The sequence below is a fragment of the Ramlibacter sp. P4_H7 genome (genome assembly GCF_056400765.1).
This window is the reverse complement of sequence record NZ_JBFUKP010000007.1, coordinates 43,117-58,278: the sequence shown is the minus strand read 5'-3', so window position 1 is coordinate 58,278 and position 15,162 is coordinate 43,117. Positions and strand designations below refer to the sequence as shown.

The window sequence follows — 15,162 nt, the reverse complement described above, 5'->3', positions numbered from 1 at the left end:
CCCGCGCGCGTTGGCGGCAGGCAGTCGTCAGCAAGTCTATCCCCGCTGCAGCAGCTGCGCCACGTCGACGCGGTAGGCGCTGATCGCCGGGATCAGCGCCGCGGCGCCTGCCGTCAGCACCGCCACGGCCGGGACCCAGGCCTCCGCCGGCATCCACACCGCGCCCGACACCGGCAGCGACTGCTGCGCCTGCAGGATCGCGCCCACCAGCGCAGCGAGGCCGTGGCCCAGCGCCAGGCCGAGCACGCTGGCCAGCACCGCCAGCCACAGGCCTTCGGCCAGCAGCAGCGCGCTGACCTTGGCGGGGGACGCGCCCAGCATCCGCAGCATGGCGAGGTCGGCGCGCCGCTCGCGCACGGCGCTCCACAGCGCGATGAACACCGAAAGCGCCGCGGTCAGCAACAGCACCGCGCCCACGCCCTGCAGCACCTCGCTGCCCACCCCCAGCATGCGCAGCAACCGGGTGACCTCGATCGCGGGCGCGGCGGCCTGCATCGGCGTCTGGCTGTTCACGTAGCGCGGGAACGCGGCGGCCGCCAGCGGCGTGCGGTAGCGCACCAGCGCCATCGTGACCTCGCGATCGGCGTCGCCATCGGAGTGGTCTTCCTCCTTGCCGCCGGCGGGGTGCGCCTCGTGCACGTGCCACACCGATTCGGTGGACGTGAGGATCAGGCGGTCGACCACGCAGCCGCAGGGCGCGAGCACACCGGTGACCTGGTACGGCGCGTCGCCGTGCGACCGGCCGCCCGCGCCGAGCCCGTGGCCGCCGACGAAACTTGCGCCGGGCTTCAGGCCGGCGGCTTGCGCCACCTGCGCCCCCATCACCGTCTCCATCGGCCTCGACCAGACGCGCCCCTGCAAGAGTTGCAACTGGTAATGCGCCAGGTAGTCGGGCGTGGTGCCGACGATGCGGAAGCCGCCGAAGCTGTCCCCCAGGCTGAGGGGAATGACCTGCGCGACCTGCGGATGCCGCGCCAGCGCCTGCACGTCCGCCAGCTTGATGTTGCCCGGCGGCACGTCGATGTGGAACACGCCCGACAGGATCAGCTGCATGGGGCTGCCCTTGGCGCCGACCACCAGGTCGATGCCCGCGAGGTCGCGCTGGAACGAGCGATCCAGCTGCCCCGTGACCAGCAGCACGAAGGTGATCGACGCCAGCCCCAGCGTCAGCAGCACCAGGTTCAGCACGGTCGCGAGCGGCCGCGCCCAGAGATAGCGGAAGGCGAGCGCCAGCAGTTTCATGCCGCGGCCTCCTGCGGCGCGAGCGACAGCACCTGCACACCGAGCAGCACTGCGCGCACGCGCGCATCGTGGGTCGCGACGACCAGCGTCGCGCCGCAAGCCGCCGCCGCTTCGCGCAGCAGCGCGAGCGCGGCCGCCGCGGCCTCATCGTCCAGGCTCGCGGTCGGCTCGTCGGCCAGCAGCACCCGGGGCTGCAGCAGGACCGCGCGCGCCAGCGCCACGCGCTGCGCCTGGCCACCGGAGAGTCGCCCGGGCAGCCGGTGCGCGAGGTCAGCGACGCCGAGGGCATCGAGCACCGACCGGACGCGCGCCGGGTCTTCCGGCAGTCCCGCGGCGAAGAACGCCAGGGCCAGGTTGCGATCGACCGGGAGGGCGTCGCTCAGGTGCAGTTGCTGCGGCAGGAAGCCGATGGTGCGGCCGCGCCAGCGATCGCGCGCGCCGCCGCGCAGTTGCGCCACGTCCTGCCCCGCGACCCGCAGCTGCCCGGCATCCGGCGTGAGCAGTCCCGCCACCAGCGCCAGCCAGGTGGACTTGCCGGCGCCGGAGCGCCCCTGCAGCAGCAGCGTGCCGCCCTGCGGCACCTCCACGTCGGGAAAGGAGAGCGTCGCGCCTTGCGGGTAGCGGTAGGTGAGTCCGCGCGTCTGGATCACCGGCGCGTGAGTTCCGTGAAGGTCTTGCGGAACTTGGCGACCTTGGGCGCCGCGACGGCCAGGCAATAGCCCTGCGTCGGGTTCTTCTCGAAGAAGTCCTGGTGGTAGTCCTCCGCCGGCCAGTAGTTGGCCATGGGCAGCACCTCGGTCACCACGGGGCGGCCGAACAGCTTGTCCTGGCCGATCTGCCTCAGCAGGTCGTCGGCAACCTCTTTCTGCTCCGGCGTCGTGTAGTAGATGCCGCTGCGGTACTGCGTGCCGACATCGTTGCCCTGCCGGTTCATCTGCGTCGGGTCGTGGACCACGAAGAAGATCTCCAGCAGCTGGCGCGTGCTGACCTGGGCCGGGTCGTAGGTCAGCTTCACCACCTCGTTGTGGCCGGTGCGGCCCGTGCAGACCTGCTCGTAGCTGGGACGCTCGGTCTCGCCGTTGCTGTAGCCGGATTCGACGTCCGTCACGCCGCGCACTTCCTTGTACACCGCCTCGGTGCACCAGAAGCAGCCGCCGCCCAGGACGATGGTTTGCAGGTCGCTCATGGCTTTCTCCATCAGCCCCGACTTTAGTCGCTCCGGCGCGCGGGCTGGCCGCGCCTGCGGGGGCGCCACGGCCGGGCTGCCTTGACGCCGGCGGCCGCCGACGGGTACATTACTAACCGGTCAGTCAGTAATATTTTCCGGCCGTTTCCAGGCCCCACTCCATGTCCCTCAGCAAGCTCACCGACCGCGGTGAAGACCACCAGGCCCGGCGCGAACGCCGCAAGGAGGCCCGTCCGGGCGAACTCCTGGACGCGGCCCTGGACTTGTTCGTGGAAAAGGGCTTTGCCGCCACCCGCTCGGAAGAGGTTGCGGCGCGCGCCGGGGTTTCCAAGGGCACCCTGTTCCTCTACTTCCCCACCAAGGAAGAGCTGTTCAAGGCGGTCGTGCGCGAGAACATCTCCGGCCGCTTCGCCGAGTGGGCGCAGGAGTTCGAGACCTTCGAAGGTTCCACGGCGGACATGGTGCGCTACTGCATGCGCGTCTGGTGGGAGCGCATCGGCGCCACCCGCGCCTCCGGCATCACCAAGCTGATGATCAGCGAGGCGCGCAACTTCCCCGAGCTCGCCGCTTTCTACCAGCAGGAGGTGATCCGTCCCGGCACGGAGCTGGTGCGGCGGATCCTGCAGCGCGGCGTGGAGCGCGGCGAGTTCCGCTCCATCGATCTCGACTACACCGTGTTCAGCATCGTCGCGCCGATGATCTTCCTGATCATGATGAAGCACTCCCTGGGTGCCTGCGTGCCGCAGGAGTACCCGCTGGACCCCGAGCGCTACGTGAACGCGCAGGTGGAGACGCTGCTGCAAGGCCTGTGCGTGCGGCCCGCCGCGACCGGGAGTGGCGCATGAAGCGGCACTGGAAGTGGCTGCTGGTCGCCCTGGTCGCGCTGGTGGTGGTGGCCGGCGGCTGGCGCGCGGTCTCCGGCCGGCGCGCCCAGCAGGCAGCCGAGGCGCAACTGGCCACCCAGCGCGCGCAACCCACCGTGGAACTGGCCGCCGGCGACTTCGTGCGGGCGGAGGTGCGGGAGCTGCAGCGGGCGCTGCCGGTGTCCGGCTCGCTGAAGGCCGTCGATTCGGCCTACGTCAAGGCGCGCGTCCCCGGCGAACTGCAGGGCCTCGCGCTGCGCGAAGGGGACCCGGTCAAGGCGGGACAGGTCGTCGCCCGCATCGAAGCGACCGAGATGCAGGCACGGCTGAAGCAGGCGCGCGAGCAGGCCGATGCAGCCCGGGCGCAGATCGACATCGCCGAGCGGCAGTTCAGCAACAACAAGGCGCTGGTCGACCAGGGCTTCATCTCGCGTTCCGCGCTGGACACGTCGGCCAACAACCTGGCCGCGGCGCAGTCCAACCACAAGGCGGCGCTGGCTGCGGTGGACCTGGCCGCCAAGGGCATGGAGGACACGGTGCTGCGCGCGCCGATCTCCGGCATCGTGTCGCAGCGCCTCGCGCAGCCGGGCGAGCGGGTGCCGGTGGACGGCCGCGTCATCGAGATCGTCGACCTGAGCCGCCTGGAACTGGAAGCGACGCTCAGCGCGGCCGATTCCGTGGCCGTGCAGGTGGGCCAGCTGGCGCAGCTGCAGGTCGAAGGCAGTGCGCGGCCGGTGACGGCGCGCGTCGTGCGGATCAACCCGAGTGCCCAGGCGGGCAGCCGCAGCGTGCTGGGCTACCTGGCCGTGGTGGACCCCACCGGCCTGCGGCAGGGCCTGTTCGCCCAGGGCACGTTGGCCATCGGCCGCGCGTCGTCGCTGGCGGTGCCGCTGTCCGCGGTGCGCACCGACAAGCCCGCGCCCTACGTGCAGGTCGTCGAGGACAACAAGATCGCGCACAAGGGGGTGGCGACCGGTGCGCGCGGCGAAGCCGACAAGGACAGCTGGGTCGGGGTGACCGGCGTGCAGGCGGGCGCCGTGGTGGTCCGCGGCCACGTGGGACCGCTGCGCGAAGGCACGGCCGTGAAGTTCACCAAGCCGCCGAGTCCCTGACATGTGGTTCACCCGCGTCAGCCTGAAGAACCCCGTATTCGCCACGATGGTGATGCTCGCCATCGTCGTGCTGGGCCTGTTCTCCTACCAGCGGCTGAACGTCGACCAGTTCCCCAACATCGACTTCCCGGTGGTGGTGGTGCAGACCGAGTACCCGGGCGCCTCGCCCGAGATCGTGGAGAGCGAGGTCAGCAAGAAGGTCGAGGAGGCGGTGAACTCCATCGCCGGCATCAACGCCCTCACCTCGCGCAGCTACGAGAGCCTGTCGCTCGTCGTGATCGAATTCCAGCTGTACGTCGACGGCCGAAAGGCGGCCGAGGACGTGCGCGAGAAGATCGCCGCCGTCCGCCCGACCTTCCGTGACGAGGTGAAGGAGCCGCGGGTGCTGCGCTTCGACCCCGCGAGCCGGCCGATCTGGTCGCTGGCGGTGCTGCCCGACGCCAGCAAGGGAACCCGGCCGCTGTCGGCCGTGGAGCTCACCAACTGGGCCGACCAGGTGCTCAAGAAGCGGCTGGAGAACGTGCGCGGCGTCGGTTCGGTGACGCTGGTGGGCGGCACGCGGCGCGAGATCAACGTGTACTTGAATCCGCCGGCGATGGAAGCGCTGGGCATCACGGCGGACCAGGTGGTGAACGCCGTGCGCAGCGAAAACCAGGACCTGCCGGTCGGTGCGATCCGCTCCGCTTCGCAGGAACGCGTGGTGCAGATCGATGCGCGCATGAAGCGGCCGGAGGATTTCGGACGGATCATCGTCGCGCGCAAAGGATCAGGAGCCGCCGGTCAAGCCGGCGGGGGCGCGCCGGTGCGCGTGGACCAGGTCGCCACCGTGTCCGACGGCGGCCAGGAAGTGGAAAGCCTCGCCCTCTACAACGGCCGGCGCACGCTGCTGCTGCAGGTGCAGAAGGCGCAGGACGAGAACACCATCGAGGTCACCGACGGCCTGAAGGCGGCGGTCCAGGAGATGCAGGCGCAGCTGCCCCCCGGCCTGAAGCTGGAGCAGGTGGCGGACGCCTCGCGGCCCATCCGCGTCTCGGTGGAGAACGTGCGGCGCACCCTGCTCGAGGGCGCGATGCTCACCGTGCTGATCGTGTTCCTGTTCCTCAACTCGTGGCGCTCCACGGTGATCACCGGCCTCACGCTGCCGATCGCGCTGATCGGCACCTTCCTGTTCATGTATGCCTTCGGCTTCTCCATCAACATGGTGACGCTGATGGCCCTGTCGCTGTGCGTGGGCCTGCTGATCGACGACGCGATCGTGGTGCGCGAGAACATCGTGCGCCACGTGCAGATGGGCAAGCCGCCGTTCCAGGCCGCCATGGACGGCACGCAGGAGATCGGCCTGGCCGTGCTGGCGACCACCTTCTCCATCGTCGCCGTGTTCCTGCCCATCGGCTTCATGGGCGGCATCATCGGCAAGTTCTTCCACGAGTTCGGCGTGACCATCGTCGCCGCCGTGCTGATCTCGATGTTCGTGAGCTTCACGCTGGACCCGATGCTGTCCTCCGTCTGGCACGACCCGGAGATCGAGGCGCACGGCAAGCCCAAGGGCCGGCTCACCCTGTACGACCGCAGTGTCGGCCGCGTGACCGGCTGGTTCGATCGCGCGACCGAGCGCCTGGCCGAGGCCTACCAGGCCATCCTGCGCTGGTCGCTGGGGCACAAGCTCGCCACCGTCATCGGCGCCGTCGTCATCTTCATCGTGAGCATCGCGATGGTGCCGCTGCTGGGGACCGAGTTCGTGCCCAAGGCGGACTACTCGGAGACCAGCGTGAGCTTCTACACGCCGGTCGGTTCCTCCCTGGAGCTCACCGAGGCGAAGGCGCAGCAGGTCGAGGCCATCATCCGCGAGTTTCCCGAGGTGAAGTACACGCTGGCGACGATCAACACCGGCGCGCAGGCGGGCAAGATCTACGCGTCGGTCTACGTGCGCCTGGTGGATCGCAAGCAGCGCAGCCGCAGCGTGGACCAGATGGCGGGCATCCTGCGCGAGCGCCTGAAGCAGGTGCCCGGCATCACGGTCACGCACGCCGGGCTGCTGGACGCCGTGGGCGGCAACAAGCAGGTCGAGTTCTCGCTGCAGGGCCCGGACCTGAAGGAACTGGAGCGGCTGTCTGCGCTGGTGATGGAGCGCGTGCGCGGCATCCCCGGACTGGTCGACCTGGACTCCAGCGTCAAGCCCGACAAGCCCACCATCGCGATCCAGGTGCGGCGCGATGCGGCCTCCGACCTCGGGCTGTCGATCGCGCAGATCGCCGGCTCGTTGCGCACGCTGGTCGCCGGCCAGACCGTGGGCAACTGGCGCGCGCCCGACGACCAGACCTACGACGTCAACGTGCGGCTGGCCCCCGACGCGCGCAACGCCCCGGCCGACCTGGAGCGCCTGCCGTTCGCCACCGGCAGCAACGCCGACGGCAGCGCCCGCATCGTCCGCCTGAACCAGGTGGCGGGCGTGAGCGAAGGCACCGGGCCCAACCAGATCAACCGGCGCGACCTGACCCGCGAGGTGGCGGTCAACGCCAACACGCAGGGACGGTCCGCGGGCGATGTCTCCAACGACATCCGCGCCCGGCTGGAGACCATCCAGTTCCCGCCCGGCTACCGCTACCAGTTCAGCGGCTCGACCAAGAACATGAAGGAGTCCTTCGGCTACGCGGTGTCCGCGCTGGCGATGGCGGTGATCTTCATCTACATGATCCTGGCCAGCCAGTTCAAGAGCTTCCTGCAGCCGCTGGCGCTGATGACCTCGCTGCCGCTCACGCTGATCGGGGTGGTGCTGGCGCTGATGATGTTCCGCTCCACGCTGTCGATGTTCTCGGTGATCGGCATCGTCATGCTGATGGGCCTGGTGACCAAGAACGCCATCCTGCTGGTGGACTTCGCGATCCGGATGCGCGAACAGGGCATGGACCGCTCCGCCGCCCTGCTGCAGGCCGCGCGCGTGCGGCTGCGTCCCATCCTGATGACGACGCTGGCGATGGTGTTCGGCATGGTGCCGCTGGCCTTCGCGCTGACCGAGGGCTCCGAGCAGCGCGCGCCCATGGGCCAGGCGGTGATCGGCGGGGTCATCACCTCCTCCCTGCTCACCCTGGTCGTGGTGCCCGTCGTCTACTGCTACCTCGATGACCTGGCGCAATGGTTCAAGCGCCGCCGCCGCCCGGCGGCGGGGGGTGCCGGGGCCGCGGCCGTGCCCGCTTCTAAAATGGGCGGTTTGTCCTGACCGCCTGAAAGAAAACCCATGAACGCCCCGATCGACACCGAACGCGCCCGCTTCAACATGATCGAGCAGCAGATCCGCCCCTGGGACGTGCTCGACCTGGACGTGCTCGCCCTGCTGCAGAACGTCAGGCGCGAGGACTTCGTGCCCATCGCGCACAAGGCGCTGGCCTTCACGGACATGATGGTCCCGCTGCTGCCGCACGCCGAAGAGGCCCTGCGCAACGGCTGGTGCATGCTGGAGCCCAAGCAGGAAGCCCGCCTGCTGCAGGATGCCGCCCCCAAGGCGCACGAGAAGGTGCTGGAGATCGGCGCCGGCTCGGGCTACATGGCCGCCCTGCTGGCCAGCCGCGCCCAGCGCGTCATCAGCATGGAGATCGTCCCCGAGCTCGCCCGCATGGCACGCGAGAACCTGCAGCGCGCCGGCATCCGCAACGCGGAAGTGCGCGAGGGCGACGGCGCCAAGGGGCTCGCCGCGGAAGGCCCGTTCGACGTCATCGTGCTGTCCGGTTCGGTCAGCGAAGTGCCGCAGGCCCTGCTCGCGCAGCTGAAGGTGGGCGGCCGGCTGGCGGCCATCGTCGGCGGCGAGCCGGTGATGCGCGCGACCTTCGTCACCCGCACCGGCGAGGCCTCCTACACCACCACCCAGCCCTGGGACACGCTGGCGCCGCGCCTGGCGCACTTCCCCGAGCCTTCGCGCTTCCACTTCTGAGCATGATCCCGCAGGTCCGTCCCGCCGACTGGAACGACTGGCTGCAGGCGCAGGCGGCGCGGCCGGTGCTGCTGGACGTGCGCGAACCGTGGGAAGTGCAGGTCGCCAGCGTGCCGGCCGACCCCGCCTTCGACTTCGTGCCGATCCCGATGAACCAGGTGCCGGCGCGGCTCGCGGAGCTGCCGCAGGACCGGCCCATCGCCATCCTGTGCCACCATGGCGCCCGCAGCCAGCGGGTGGCGATGTTCCTGGCGCAGCAAGGCTTCACGGACGTCGCCAACATCGCGGGCGGCATCGAGGCCTGGTCGTGCGAGCGCGACCCGAACATTCCTCGTTATTGAGGCGCGGTCCAGGACCTCACACTGCAGCAGAACCAGAGAAGGACGGAAATGAACAAGAAGCGGCTTCTCCCCCTGGCGGCGACCCTGCTGGCGTTCTACGGCACGGCGCGCGCGGAAGGGCTGCTCGAGCTGTACGAGGCCGCGAAGGCCTATGACGCCACCTGGCAATCGGCCCGCAACCAGTACGACGCCAACATCGCCCGCGCGAACCAGGCGCGCGCGGGGATCCTGCCGCAGGCGGGCATCACTGCCGGCGTCAACCGCAGCAACGTGGTCACCGACGTCGGCCCTTCGTCCAACCAGCCCGGCTTCACCACCGACCGCACCTTCACCAACCAGCAGGGGGTCGTCAGCGCCTCGCAGCCGCTGTACCGCCCCGCCAACCTGGCCACGTACCGGCAGGGCGAACGCCAGCTGGACCTGGCCCAGTACCAGCTGGTGGCCGCCGGCCAGGACCTGATGATCCGCGTGTCGCAGGCCTACTTCGACGTGCTGGCCGCGCAGGACACGCTGGCCTTCGTGCGGGCGCAGAAGGCAGCGACGGCCGAACAGCTCGCGTCGGCCAAGCGCAACTTCGAGGTGGGGACCTCCACCATCACCGACACGCGCGAGGCGCAGGCCCGCTACGACCTGGTCCTCGCGCAGGAAATCGCCGCGGAGAACGACCTGCGCGTGAAGCGCCTGGCGCTGGACACCGTGGTCGGCAAGACCGACACCCAGCCCAACCCGATCAACGCGCCGGTCGCTGTGCCGCCGGCGCAGCCCGTGGACGCAGATGCCTGGGTCGCCGCGTCCGAGAACGCGAGCCCGGCGATCCTGCAGGCGAAGAAGGCCGTGGAAGTCGCCGAGCTGGAGACCGAGAAGGCCAAGGCCGGCCACAAGCCCACGCTCGACCTCGTCACCAGCTACGGCGTCAACAAGAACATCGGCGCCAGTCCCACCATCGCGGCGGACAGCAAGGTCACCACCGGCACCGTCGGAGTGGCCTTCAACCTGCCGCTGTTCGCCGGCTTCGCCACGCAGAACCGCATCCGCGAGACCCTGGCCCTGGAAGACAAGGCCCGCACGGACCTGGAAGGCACGCGCCGCCAGGTGGCGCAGGCCGTGCGCACCGCCTTCTTCGGCGTGCAGTCCGGCTACGGCCAGGTGCGCGCGCTGGAAGCGGCCGAAGCCTCCAGCCAGAGCGCGCTGGACGCCAACCGCCTGGGCTACCAGGTCGGGGTGCGCATCAACATCGACGTACTGAATGCGCAGAGCCAGCTGTACCAGACCAAGCGCGACCTCGCGCAGGCCCGCTACAACGTGCTGCTCGGCCACCTGCGCCTGCGCCAGGCCAACGGCACGCTGCAGGCGGAGGACCTCGTGCGCCTGAACACGCTGCTGGTGCCCTGAGCGCGGCGCGGCGCGCGCAGCGACGCCGCAGTTGGTGCTACCATCGCGCCCCAGGTGCCGGGGGGCGCCTGCCCGCAAAAGAGGCCCTCACCCCCATTCGCAAGCTGGTCCCCCTGTGACAGCAAGCCCAATCGTCTGACCGAAGCGGGAAAGGTCGACCACGATTCGGAGCCTTGCCATGTCGCTTTCCCCTCCCCTTTCCGTCGTCACCGGTGCCGGTTCCGGCATCGGCCTCGCGCTCGCGCACGCGCTGCTCGACCGCGGCCACGAGGTCGTCGCCATCGACCTCGACCCCTCGGCGGTCGACCCGCGGGCGCGGCGCCATGCGATCGACGTCCGCGATGCCGCGGCGATGGCCGCGCTGGCCACGGCGCACCGCGGCCGTCCTGTGCAACACGTGTTCGCCAATGCGGGCATCGGCTCGCGGGGCGACGTGCTCGATGCGACCGACGCCACCTGGCAATGGGCCTTCGACGTCAACGTCACGGCCGCCGTGCGCACGCTGCGCCTGTGGTGGCCGCACCTGCGCGAGGGCGGCGGCCATGCCGTGGCCACCGTGTCCAGCGCGGCGCTGCAAAGCTATCCCGGCGCGGGTCCCTACCGCGCAAGCAAGGCCGCGTTGCTGGCCGCGCTCGAAGGCCTGCACTACCAGGCGGCCGGCAGCGGGGTGACCGTGCACGCGCTGTGCCCCGGCCTGGTCCGCACGCAGGTCACGGAGGTGCAGCGCTACGCCGAGGCGGCACTGCTCGCTCCGGAAGGCCGCAACCCGTTTTCCGAGTACATCCGCCAGGCCATGCCGCATGCGGAGCCGGCCGATCATTTCGCGCAGCGCGTGCTGGACGGGCTGGACCAGGGCGCGCCCTTCTACTGGTTCACCCATCCGGAAACGCACGACTGGATGCTGGCGCGGCACCGCGCCATCGAGTCCGGCGGCAGGCCCTTCAGCGACTTCGGGAGTGCTCCGTGAACGCCTGCATCGTCGAACTGAAGACGCGGGCGCGCATCGCGCTGAAGGCCTTGCGCGCGGGAGACGATGCGCTGGTGCGGCGCGCCGCCAGGGTGAGCGGCGCGCCGGCGTACGTGCCGCCGGAGTGGCAGCTGCGGCACGCGCTGGCCCTGGCCGCGCAGGCGGTGGGCTTTCGCCACTGGGAGCACGCGCGCAGCGTCCTCGGCGGCGAGGCGCATGCCGGCGACGACATGGGGCGCTTCTGGCATGCGCCCGCCTGCGAGACGCTGCTGAACCACTGGTTCGCGCGCTACGACGAGGCGGCCGCGTTCCAGCAGGAAACGCCCGCCGCCACCCTGCTCACCTACGGACGCCAGTTCGTCGTGGTGGGCGCGGACTACCTGCGCGAGATCGGCGTGGGGCAGGCCTTGCCGGAGGCTGCGGCGGAGCGCTTCGACGCAGTGCGCGCGTACGGCTCGGACCGCTGGCTGCAGTGGTGCGAGGCGCGGCTGCGCGCACCGGCCGGCACCTGGGTCCGCTAGCGGGCGAGCAGCGCCAGCACGGCGTGCGCGGTCTTCGCGGCGGCGCCCCGGTGTGCTGCAGCGAAGTGCTCGGCGGCGTCGACCGCCTGCTGACGCGCGGACGCGTCCCGGGCGAGCGTCACCGCCACGCGCAGGCCCTCTTCCATCGACGCGACGCGCAGCGCCGCGCCCGCCTCCTCGGAAAGCTGCGCGGCGTCGCTGAAGTTGAAGGTGTGCGGGCCCATCACCACCGGGCAGCCGCAGGCGGCGGCCTCGATCAGGTTCTGCCCGCCCAGGGGCAGGAAGCTGCCCCCCAGCAGGGCGACGTCGCTCATCGCGTAGTAGAGAGCCATCTCGCCCAGCGAATCGCCGACCCACACGTCGGCCGGCGCCGGCGCATCGATCCATGCACTGCGCCGCGAGACGCTCAAGCCGGCCTGCGCGACCAGCGCTGCCACTTCGTCGAAGCGTTGCGGGTGGCGCGGCACCAGCAGCCATTGCACGCCGGGATGCTTGACGATGGCGCGCAGGAATTCGGCCTCCTCGCCCTCGCGCGAGCTGGCGAACATCACCACCGGCCGGGGCGAGGTGGAACGCCAGTCGCGGCCCTCGCTCAATTGCGCCGCATCGGGCGTGGCGTCGAACTTGAGGTTGCCGAACACGCCGTGCACGGTCGCCCCCGCTTGCGCGAGGCGGCGCGCATCGCCCTCGGTCTGGGCCCAGGCGGCGCGCAGTGCGCCATAGGCCGGACGCGACAGACGTGCCAGCCGCCGCGCCTGCGCCAGCGACTTCTCGGACAGCCGCGCATTGGCCAGCGCCAGCGGGATGCCGCGCGCATGGCAGGCCGCGGCGATGTTGGGCCACACCTCGGTTTCCATCAGGATGCCGGCGCTCGGACGGAAGTGGTCGAGGAAGCGGCGCACCGCGGCCGGCGTGTCCCAGGGCAGCCACGCCTGCGCGTCGCCTTCGCGCAGCAGCCGCCGCCCTTCGGCACGGCCGGTGGCGGTGCCGTGCGTGAGCAGGATGCGCAGCCCGGGCTGCTCGCGCCGCAGCGCGTCGATCAGGATGGCCGCCGCGCGCGTCTCGCCCAGCGACACCGCATGCAGCCACAGGCGCCCCGGCTCGGTGGCGCCGGCGTAGTGGCCGAAGCGTTCCTCCACGTCCTCCAGGTAGCCGGGCTCGGCCGCGCCCCGGCGCCGCAGCTTCCGGCGCAGCAGCGGCTGGGCGCCGATCAGCACCAGGGAATAGAGCGGCCGGATCATCCGCCGATTGTGACGGCCTGCCAGGCGGCCCACACCGCATCGACGCCGGGCGTGGGCGAGGCGAACACACTGCGCTGGCGGGCCGCAGCTAGCGGGCCGGTGCGCCATGCGGTGTCGAAGTTGTAGACCTGCACGTGCGGCAGGTCGAGCGCCACGGCGATGTGCGACAGGCCGCTGTCCACGCCGATCGCGCCGGCGCAGTGGGCCATGCGTTCGGTGAGCGCGTCCAGCGACAGGCGCGGCCACACCTCCGCCTGCGGTCCCAGCGCCCGCGCGATCCGCTGGCTGGTCGCGCGCTCGCCGTCGCTGCCATGCGGCAGGCCGAGGCCGTGGCCCTGCGCCAGCAGGCGCTGGCCGAGCGCGATCCAGTGGTCCTCGGGCCAGCACTTGTCCTGGCGTGAGGTGCCGTGAATCAGCACCACCGTGTTCCCGCGCACCGCGCCGGCGTGCCCGAGGCCGAAGCGCGGCGGTCCCTGCAGCGGGTAGCCGAACACCTGCGCGCACAGGGCGCGGCCCCGCTGCACCGCGTGCGACGCCGGATCCACAGTCACGGCGACGTCCGCCACCCAGCGCGTGGGCGCCTCGTAGCTGGAGCCCTCGGTGCGGTTGGCCATCGCGTAGCGCCGCCCTTGCGGCGTGAGCCGCGCCATGTGCGCGATCAGCGCCGACTTGGTGAGCCCCTGCAGGTCGATCACCGCGTCGTACGGCTCGGCATGCAGCTCGCCGCGGAAGGCGCGCCACTCAAGGCGCGTGGCGCTCGCCAGCGGCGCCTTGCGCCACTTGCGCAGCTCGCAGGGGATCACGCGGGCCACGCCCTCGCAGCGCTCCACCAGCGGCGCGAAGCCACGCTCCACCACCCAGTCGATCTTCGCTTCGGGGAAAGCCTCGCGCAGGTCCTGCACCGCCGGCATCGTGTGCACCACGTCCCCGAGGGACGACAGCTTGACGATGAGGACCCGGCCCGGCCTCAATGCGCCGCCTCGGCGATCTGCGCGTCGGGCTTGACGCTGCGCAGCAGGGACAGCATCTCGCCCTCGATGCGGTGCATCGCCTCCTGCGTGTGGCCCTCGAAGCGCAGCACCAGCACCGGCGTGGTGTTGGAGGCGCGGATGAGGCCGAAGCCGTCGCTCCAGTCGACGCGCAGGCCGTCGATTGTGGACACCTGCGCCTGCGGGAAGCTGGCCTTCTTCACCAGCGCGTCCACCACGCGATGCGGCTCGCCCTCCTCGCACTTCACGTTCAGCTCCGGCGTGGAGAAGCTGGTGGGCAGGTCGTTGAGAACCTTGCTGGGATCGGGGTGGCGCGACAGGATCTCGAGCAGCCGGCAGCCCGCGTAGGTGCCGTCGTCGAAGCCGTACCAGCGCTCCTTGAAGAAGATGTGGCCGCTCATCTCGCCGCCCAGCGGCGAATTCACTTCCTTCATCTTCGCCTTGATCAGCGAGTGGCCGGTCTTGTACATCAGCGGCTGGCCGCCGGCGGCCGCGATGGCGGGCGCCAGGCGCTGCGTGCACTTCACGTCGAACAGGATGGTCCCGCCGGGCACGCGCGACAGCACGTCCTGCGCGAACAGCATCATCTGGCGGTCCGGGTAGATGTTGTTGCCTTCGCGCGTGATGATGCCCAGGCGGTCGCCGTCGCCGTCGAATGCCAGGCCAAGGTCGGCGCCGGTTTCCTTCAGCTTCGCGATCAGGTCGCGCAGGTTCTCCGGCTTGCTGGGATCGGGATGATGGTTGGGGAAGTTGCCGTCCACCTCGCTGTACATCTCGGTCACGTCGCAGCCGATGGCGCGGAAGATCCCCGGCGCCGAGGCACCGGCCACGCCGTTGCCGCAGTCCACCACGATCCGCAGCGGCCGCGCGAGCTTGATCTCGTTGCGGATGCGGTCGCGGTAAGGCGCGAGCACGTTGATGTTGCGCACCTTGCCGGGCGCGGCGGGCTGGTCCCAGCCGGCTGTTTCCATCATCTTGCGCAGCGCCTGGATCTCGTCACCGTAGATGGCGCGGCCCGCCAGCACCATCTTGAAGCCGTTGTAGTCCCTGGGGTTGTGGCTGCCGGTGACCTGGATGCCGCTGTTGCACAGCGTGTTGGCGGCGAAGTAGAGCATGGGCGTGGTGACCATGCCGACGTCGATCACGTCGACGCCGCTGGCGACCAGGCCTCGAACGAGTGCCGCCGACAGCGACGGGCCGCTCAGGCGGCCATCGCGCCCGACGGCGACGGCCGTTTCGCCTTCGCGCCGGGCGAAGGTCCCGAAGGCGCGGCCGAGCGCCTCGGCCACCTCTTCCGTCAGCGTCGCGGGAACGATGCCGCGCACGTCGTAAGCCTTGAAAATGCTGGGGCTGAGCTGCATGGGGAATGCGATCCGGATGTGG

14 protein-coding genes are annotated in these 15,162 nt (G+C 70.7%); 8 read left to right on the top strand and 6 right to left on the bottom strand.

Annotation, left to right across the window (positions count from 1 at the left end; all coding sequences use genetic code 11):
* Positions 1–36 precede the first annotated feature (36 nt).
* The 3 genes from AC1DSA_RS11805 to msrA are packed head-to-tail and all read right to left on the bottom strand — an operon-like array spanning position 37 to position 2,428.
* Positions 37–1,242: an ABC transporter permease gene (locus AC1DSA_RS11805; protein ID WP_477889283.1), complete on the bottom strand. Its 1,206-nt coding sequence runs from the start codon at positions 1,240–1,242 to the stop codon at positions 37–39.
* Entirely contained in the window at positions 1,239–1,892 is a 654-nt protein-coding gene (locus tag AC1DSA_RS11800) for an ABC transporter ATP-binding protein (protein ID WP_477889281.1), read from the bottom strand. Before AC1DSA_RS11800 ends, AC1DSA_RS11805 begins: the two co-directional genes overlap by 4 nt.
* Positions 1,889–2,428: a peptide-methionine (S)-S-oxide reductase MsrA gene (gene msrA / locus AC1DSA_RS11795; RefSeq protein ID WP_477889279.1), complete on the bottom strand. Its 540-nt coding sequence runs from the start codon at positions 2,426–2,428 to the stop codon at positions 1,889–1,891. Before msrA ends, AC1DSA_RS11800 begins: the two co-directional genes overlap by 4 nt.
* Before the next feature lie 161 nt (positions 2,429–2,589).
* Here msrA and AC1DSA_RS11790 point away from each other — a divergent pair, with 161 nt between their 5' ends.
* The 8 genes from AC1DSA_RS11790 to AC1DSA_RS11755 all read left to right on the top strand — a co-directional run bounded on the left by AC1DSA_RS11790 (position 2,590) and on the right by AC1DSA_RS11755 (position 11,549).
* A complete protein-coding gene (locus AC1DSA_RS11790) occupies positions 2,590–3,273 on the top strand; it encodes a TetR/AcrR family transcriptional regulator (protein ID WP_477889277.1) in 684 nt (227 codons plus the stop codon).
* Positions 3,270–4,403 carry an efflux RND transporter periplasmic adaptor subunit gene (locus AC1DSA_RS11785; protein WP_477889275.1) on the top strand — a complete coding sequence of 378 codons (1,134 nt, stop codon included), beginning with the start codon at positions 3,270–3,272 and terminating at the stop codon, positions 4,401–4,403. The genes AC1DSA_RS11790 and AC1DSA_RS11785 overlap by 4 nt, the downstream gene beginning before the upstream one ends.
* A 1-nt stretch (position 4,404) precedes the next feature.
* Positions 4,405–7,620 (top strand): efflux RND transporter permease subunit, encoded by a 3,216-nt coding sequence (locus AC1DSA_RS11780; RefSeq protein WP_477889273.1) that lies wholly within the window; start codon positions 4,405–4,407, stop codon positions 7,618–7,620.
* Between the two features lie 18 nt (positions 7,621–7,638).
* Positions 7,639–8,328: a protein-L-isoaspartate O-methyltransferase family protein gene (locus AC1DSA_RS11775; protein ID WP_477889271.1), complete on the top strand. Its 690-nt coding sequence runs from the start codon at positions 7,639–7,641 to the stop codon at positions 8,326–8,328.
* 2 nt (positions 8,329–8,330) lie between these two features.
* Positions 8,331–8,669: a rhodanese-like domain-containing protein gene (locus AC1DSA_RS11770; RefSeq protein ID WP_477889269.1), complete on the top strand. Its 339-nt coding sequence runs from the start codon at positions 8,331–8,333 to the stop codon at positions 8,667–8,669.
* A gap of 48 nt (positions 8,670–8,717) precedes the next feature.
* Positions 8,718–10,061 carry a TolC family outer membrane protein gene (locus AC1DSA_RS11765; RefSeq protein WP_477889267.1) on the top strand — a complete coding sequence of 448 codons (1,344 nt, stop codon included), beginning with the start codon at positions 8,718–8,720 and terminating at the stop codon, positions 10,059–10,061.
* Positions 10,062–10,239: 178 nt separating this feature from the next.
* Positions 10,240–11,028 (top strand): SDR family NAD(P)-dependent oxidoreductase, encoded by a 789-nt coding sequence (locus AC1DSA_RS11760; protein WP_477889265.1) that lies wholly within the window; start codon positions 10,240–10,242, stop codon positions 11,026–11,028.
* Positions 11,025–11,549: a hypothetical protein gene (locus AC1DSA_RS11755; protein ID WP_477889263.1), complete on the top strand. Its 525-nt coding sequence runs from the start codon at positions 11,025–11,027 to the stop codon at positions 11,547–11,549. The genes AC1DSA_RS11760 and AC1DSA_RS11755 overlap by 4 nt, the downstream gene beginning before the upstream one ends.
* On the opposite strand, the gene AC1DSA_RS11750 is transcribed toward AC1DSA_RS11755, so the two are convergent.
* The 3 genes from AC1DSA_RS11750 to AC1DSA_RS11740 are packed head-to-tail and all read right to left on the bottom strand — an operon-like array spanning position 11,546 to position 15,140.
* A complete protein-coding gene (locus AC1DSA_RS11750) occupies positions 11,546–12,790 on the bottom strand; it encodes a 3-deoxy-D-manno-octulosonic acid transferase (protein ID WP_477889261.1) in 1,245 nt (414 codons plus the stop codon). The two genes, AC1DSA_RS11755 and AC1DSA_RS11750, sit on opposite strands and share 4 nt — an antisense overlap.
* Positions 12,787–13,761, bottom strand: coding sequence for a lipopolysaccharide heptosyltransferase I (gene waaC, locus AC1DSA_RS11745; RefSeq protein WP_477889259.1), 975 nt, complete (start codon positions 13,759–13,761; stop codon positions 12,787–12,789). The genes AC1DSA_RS11750 and waaC overlap by 4 nt, the downstream gene beginning before the upstream one ends.
* Positions 13,758–15,140, bottom strand: coding sequence for a phosphomannomutase/phosphoglucomutase (locus AC1DSA_RS11740; RefSeq protein WP_477889257.1), 1,383 nt, complete (start codon positions 15,138–15,140; stop codon positions 13,758–13,760). Before AC1DSA_RS11740 ends, waaC begins: the two co-directional genes overlap by 4 nt.
* Positions 15,141–15,162: the final 22 nt, after the last annotated feature.

Excerpts from the sequence above, each read along its gene's own strand:
- AC1DSA_RS11805 (WP_477889283.1), bottom strand. The coding sequence starts at position 1,242 with ATGAAACTGCTGGCGCTCGCCTTCCGCTATCTCTGGGCGCGGCCGCTC.
- AC1DSA_RS11790 (WP_477889277.1), top strand. The coding sequence starts at position 2,590 with ATGTCCCTCAGCAAGCTCACCGACCGCGGTGAAGACCACCAGGCCCGG.
- AC1DSA_RS11765 (WP_477889267.1), top strand. The coding sequence starts at position 8,718 with ATGAACAAGAAGCGGCTTCTCCCCCTGGCGGCGACCCTGCTGGCGTTC.
- msrA (WP_477889279.1), bottom strand. The coding sequence starts at position 2,428 with ATGAGCGACCTGCAAACCATCGTCCTGGGCGGCGGCTGCTTCTGGTGC.
- AC1DSA_RS11770 (WP_477889269.1), top strand. The coding sequence starts at position 8,331 with ATGATCCCGCAGGTCCGTCCCGCCGACTGGAACGACTGGCTGCAGGCG.
- AC1DSA_RS11780 (WP_477889273.1), top strand. The coding sequence starts at position 4,405 with ATGTGGTTCACCCGCGTCAGCCTGAAGAACCCCGTATTCGCCACGATG.
- AC1DSA_RS11740 (WP_477889257.1), bottom strand. The coding sequence starts at position 15,140 with ATGCAGCTCAGCCCCAGCATTTTCAAGGCTTACGACGTGCGCGGCATC.
- AC1DSA_RS11785 (WP_477889275.1), top strand. The coding sequence starts at position 3,270 with ATGAAGCGGCACTGGAAGTGGCTGCTGGTCGCCCTGGTCGCGCTGGTG.
- AC1DSA_RS11750 (WP_477889261.1), bottom strand. The coding sequence starts at position 12,790 with ATGATCCGGCCGCTCTATTCCCTGGTGCTGATCGGCGCCCAGCCGCTG.
- AC1DSA_RS11775 (WP_477889271.1), top strand. The coding sequence starts at position 7,639 with ATGAACGCCCCGATCGACACCGAACGCGCCCGCTTCAACATGATCGAG.
- AC1DSA_RS11760 (WP_477889265.1), top strand. The coding sequence starts at position 10,240 with ATGTCGCTTTCCCCTCCCCTTTCCGTCGTCACCGGTGCCGGTTCCGGC.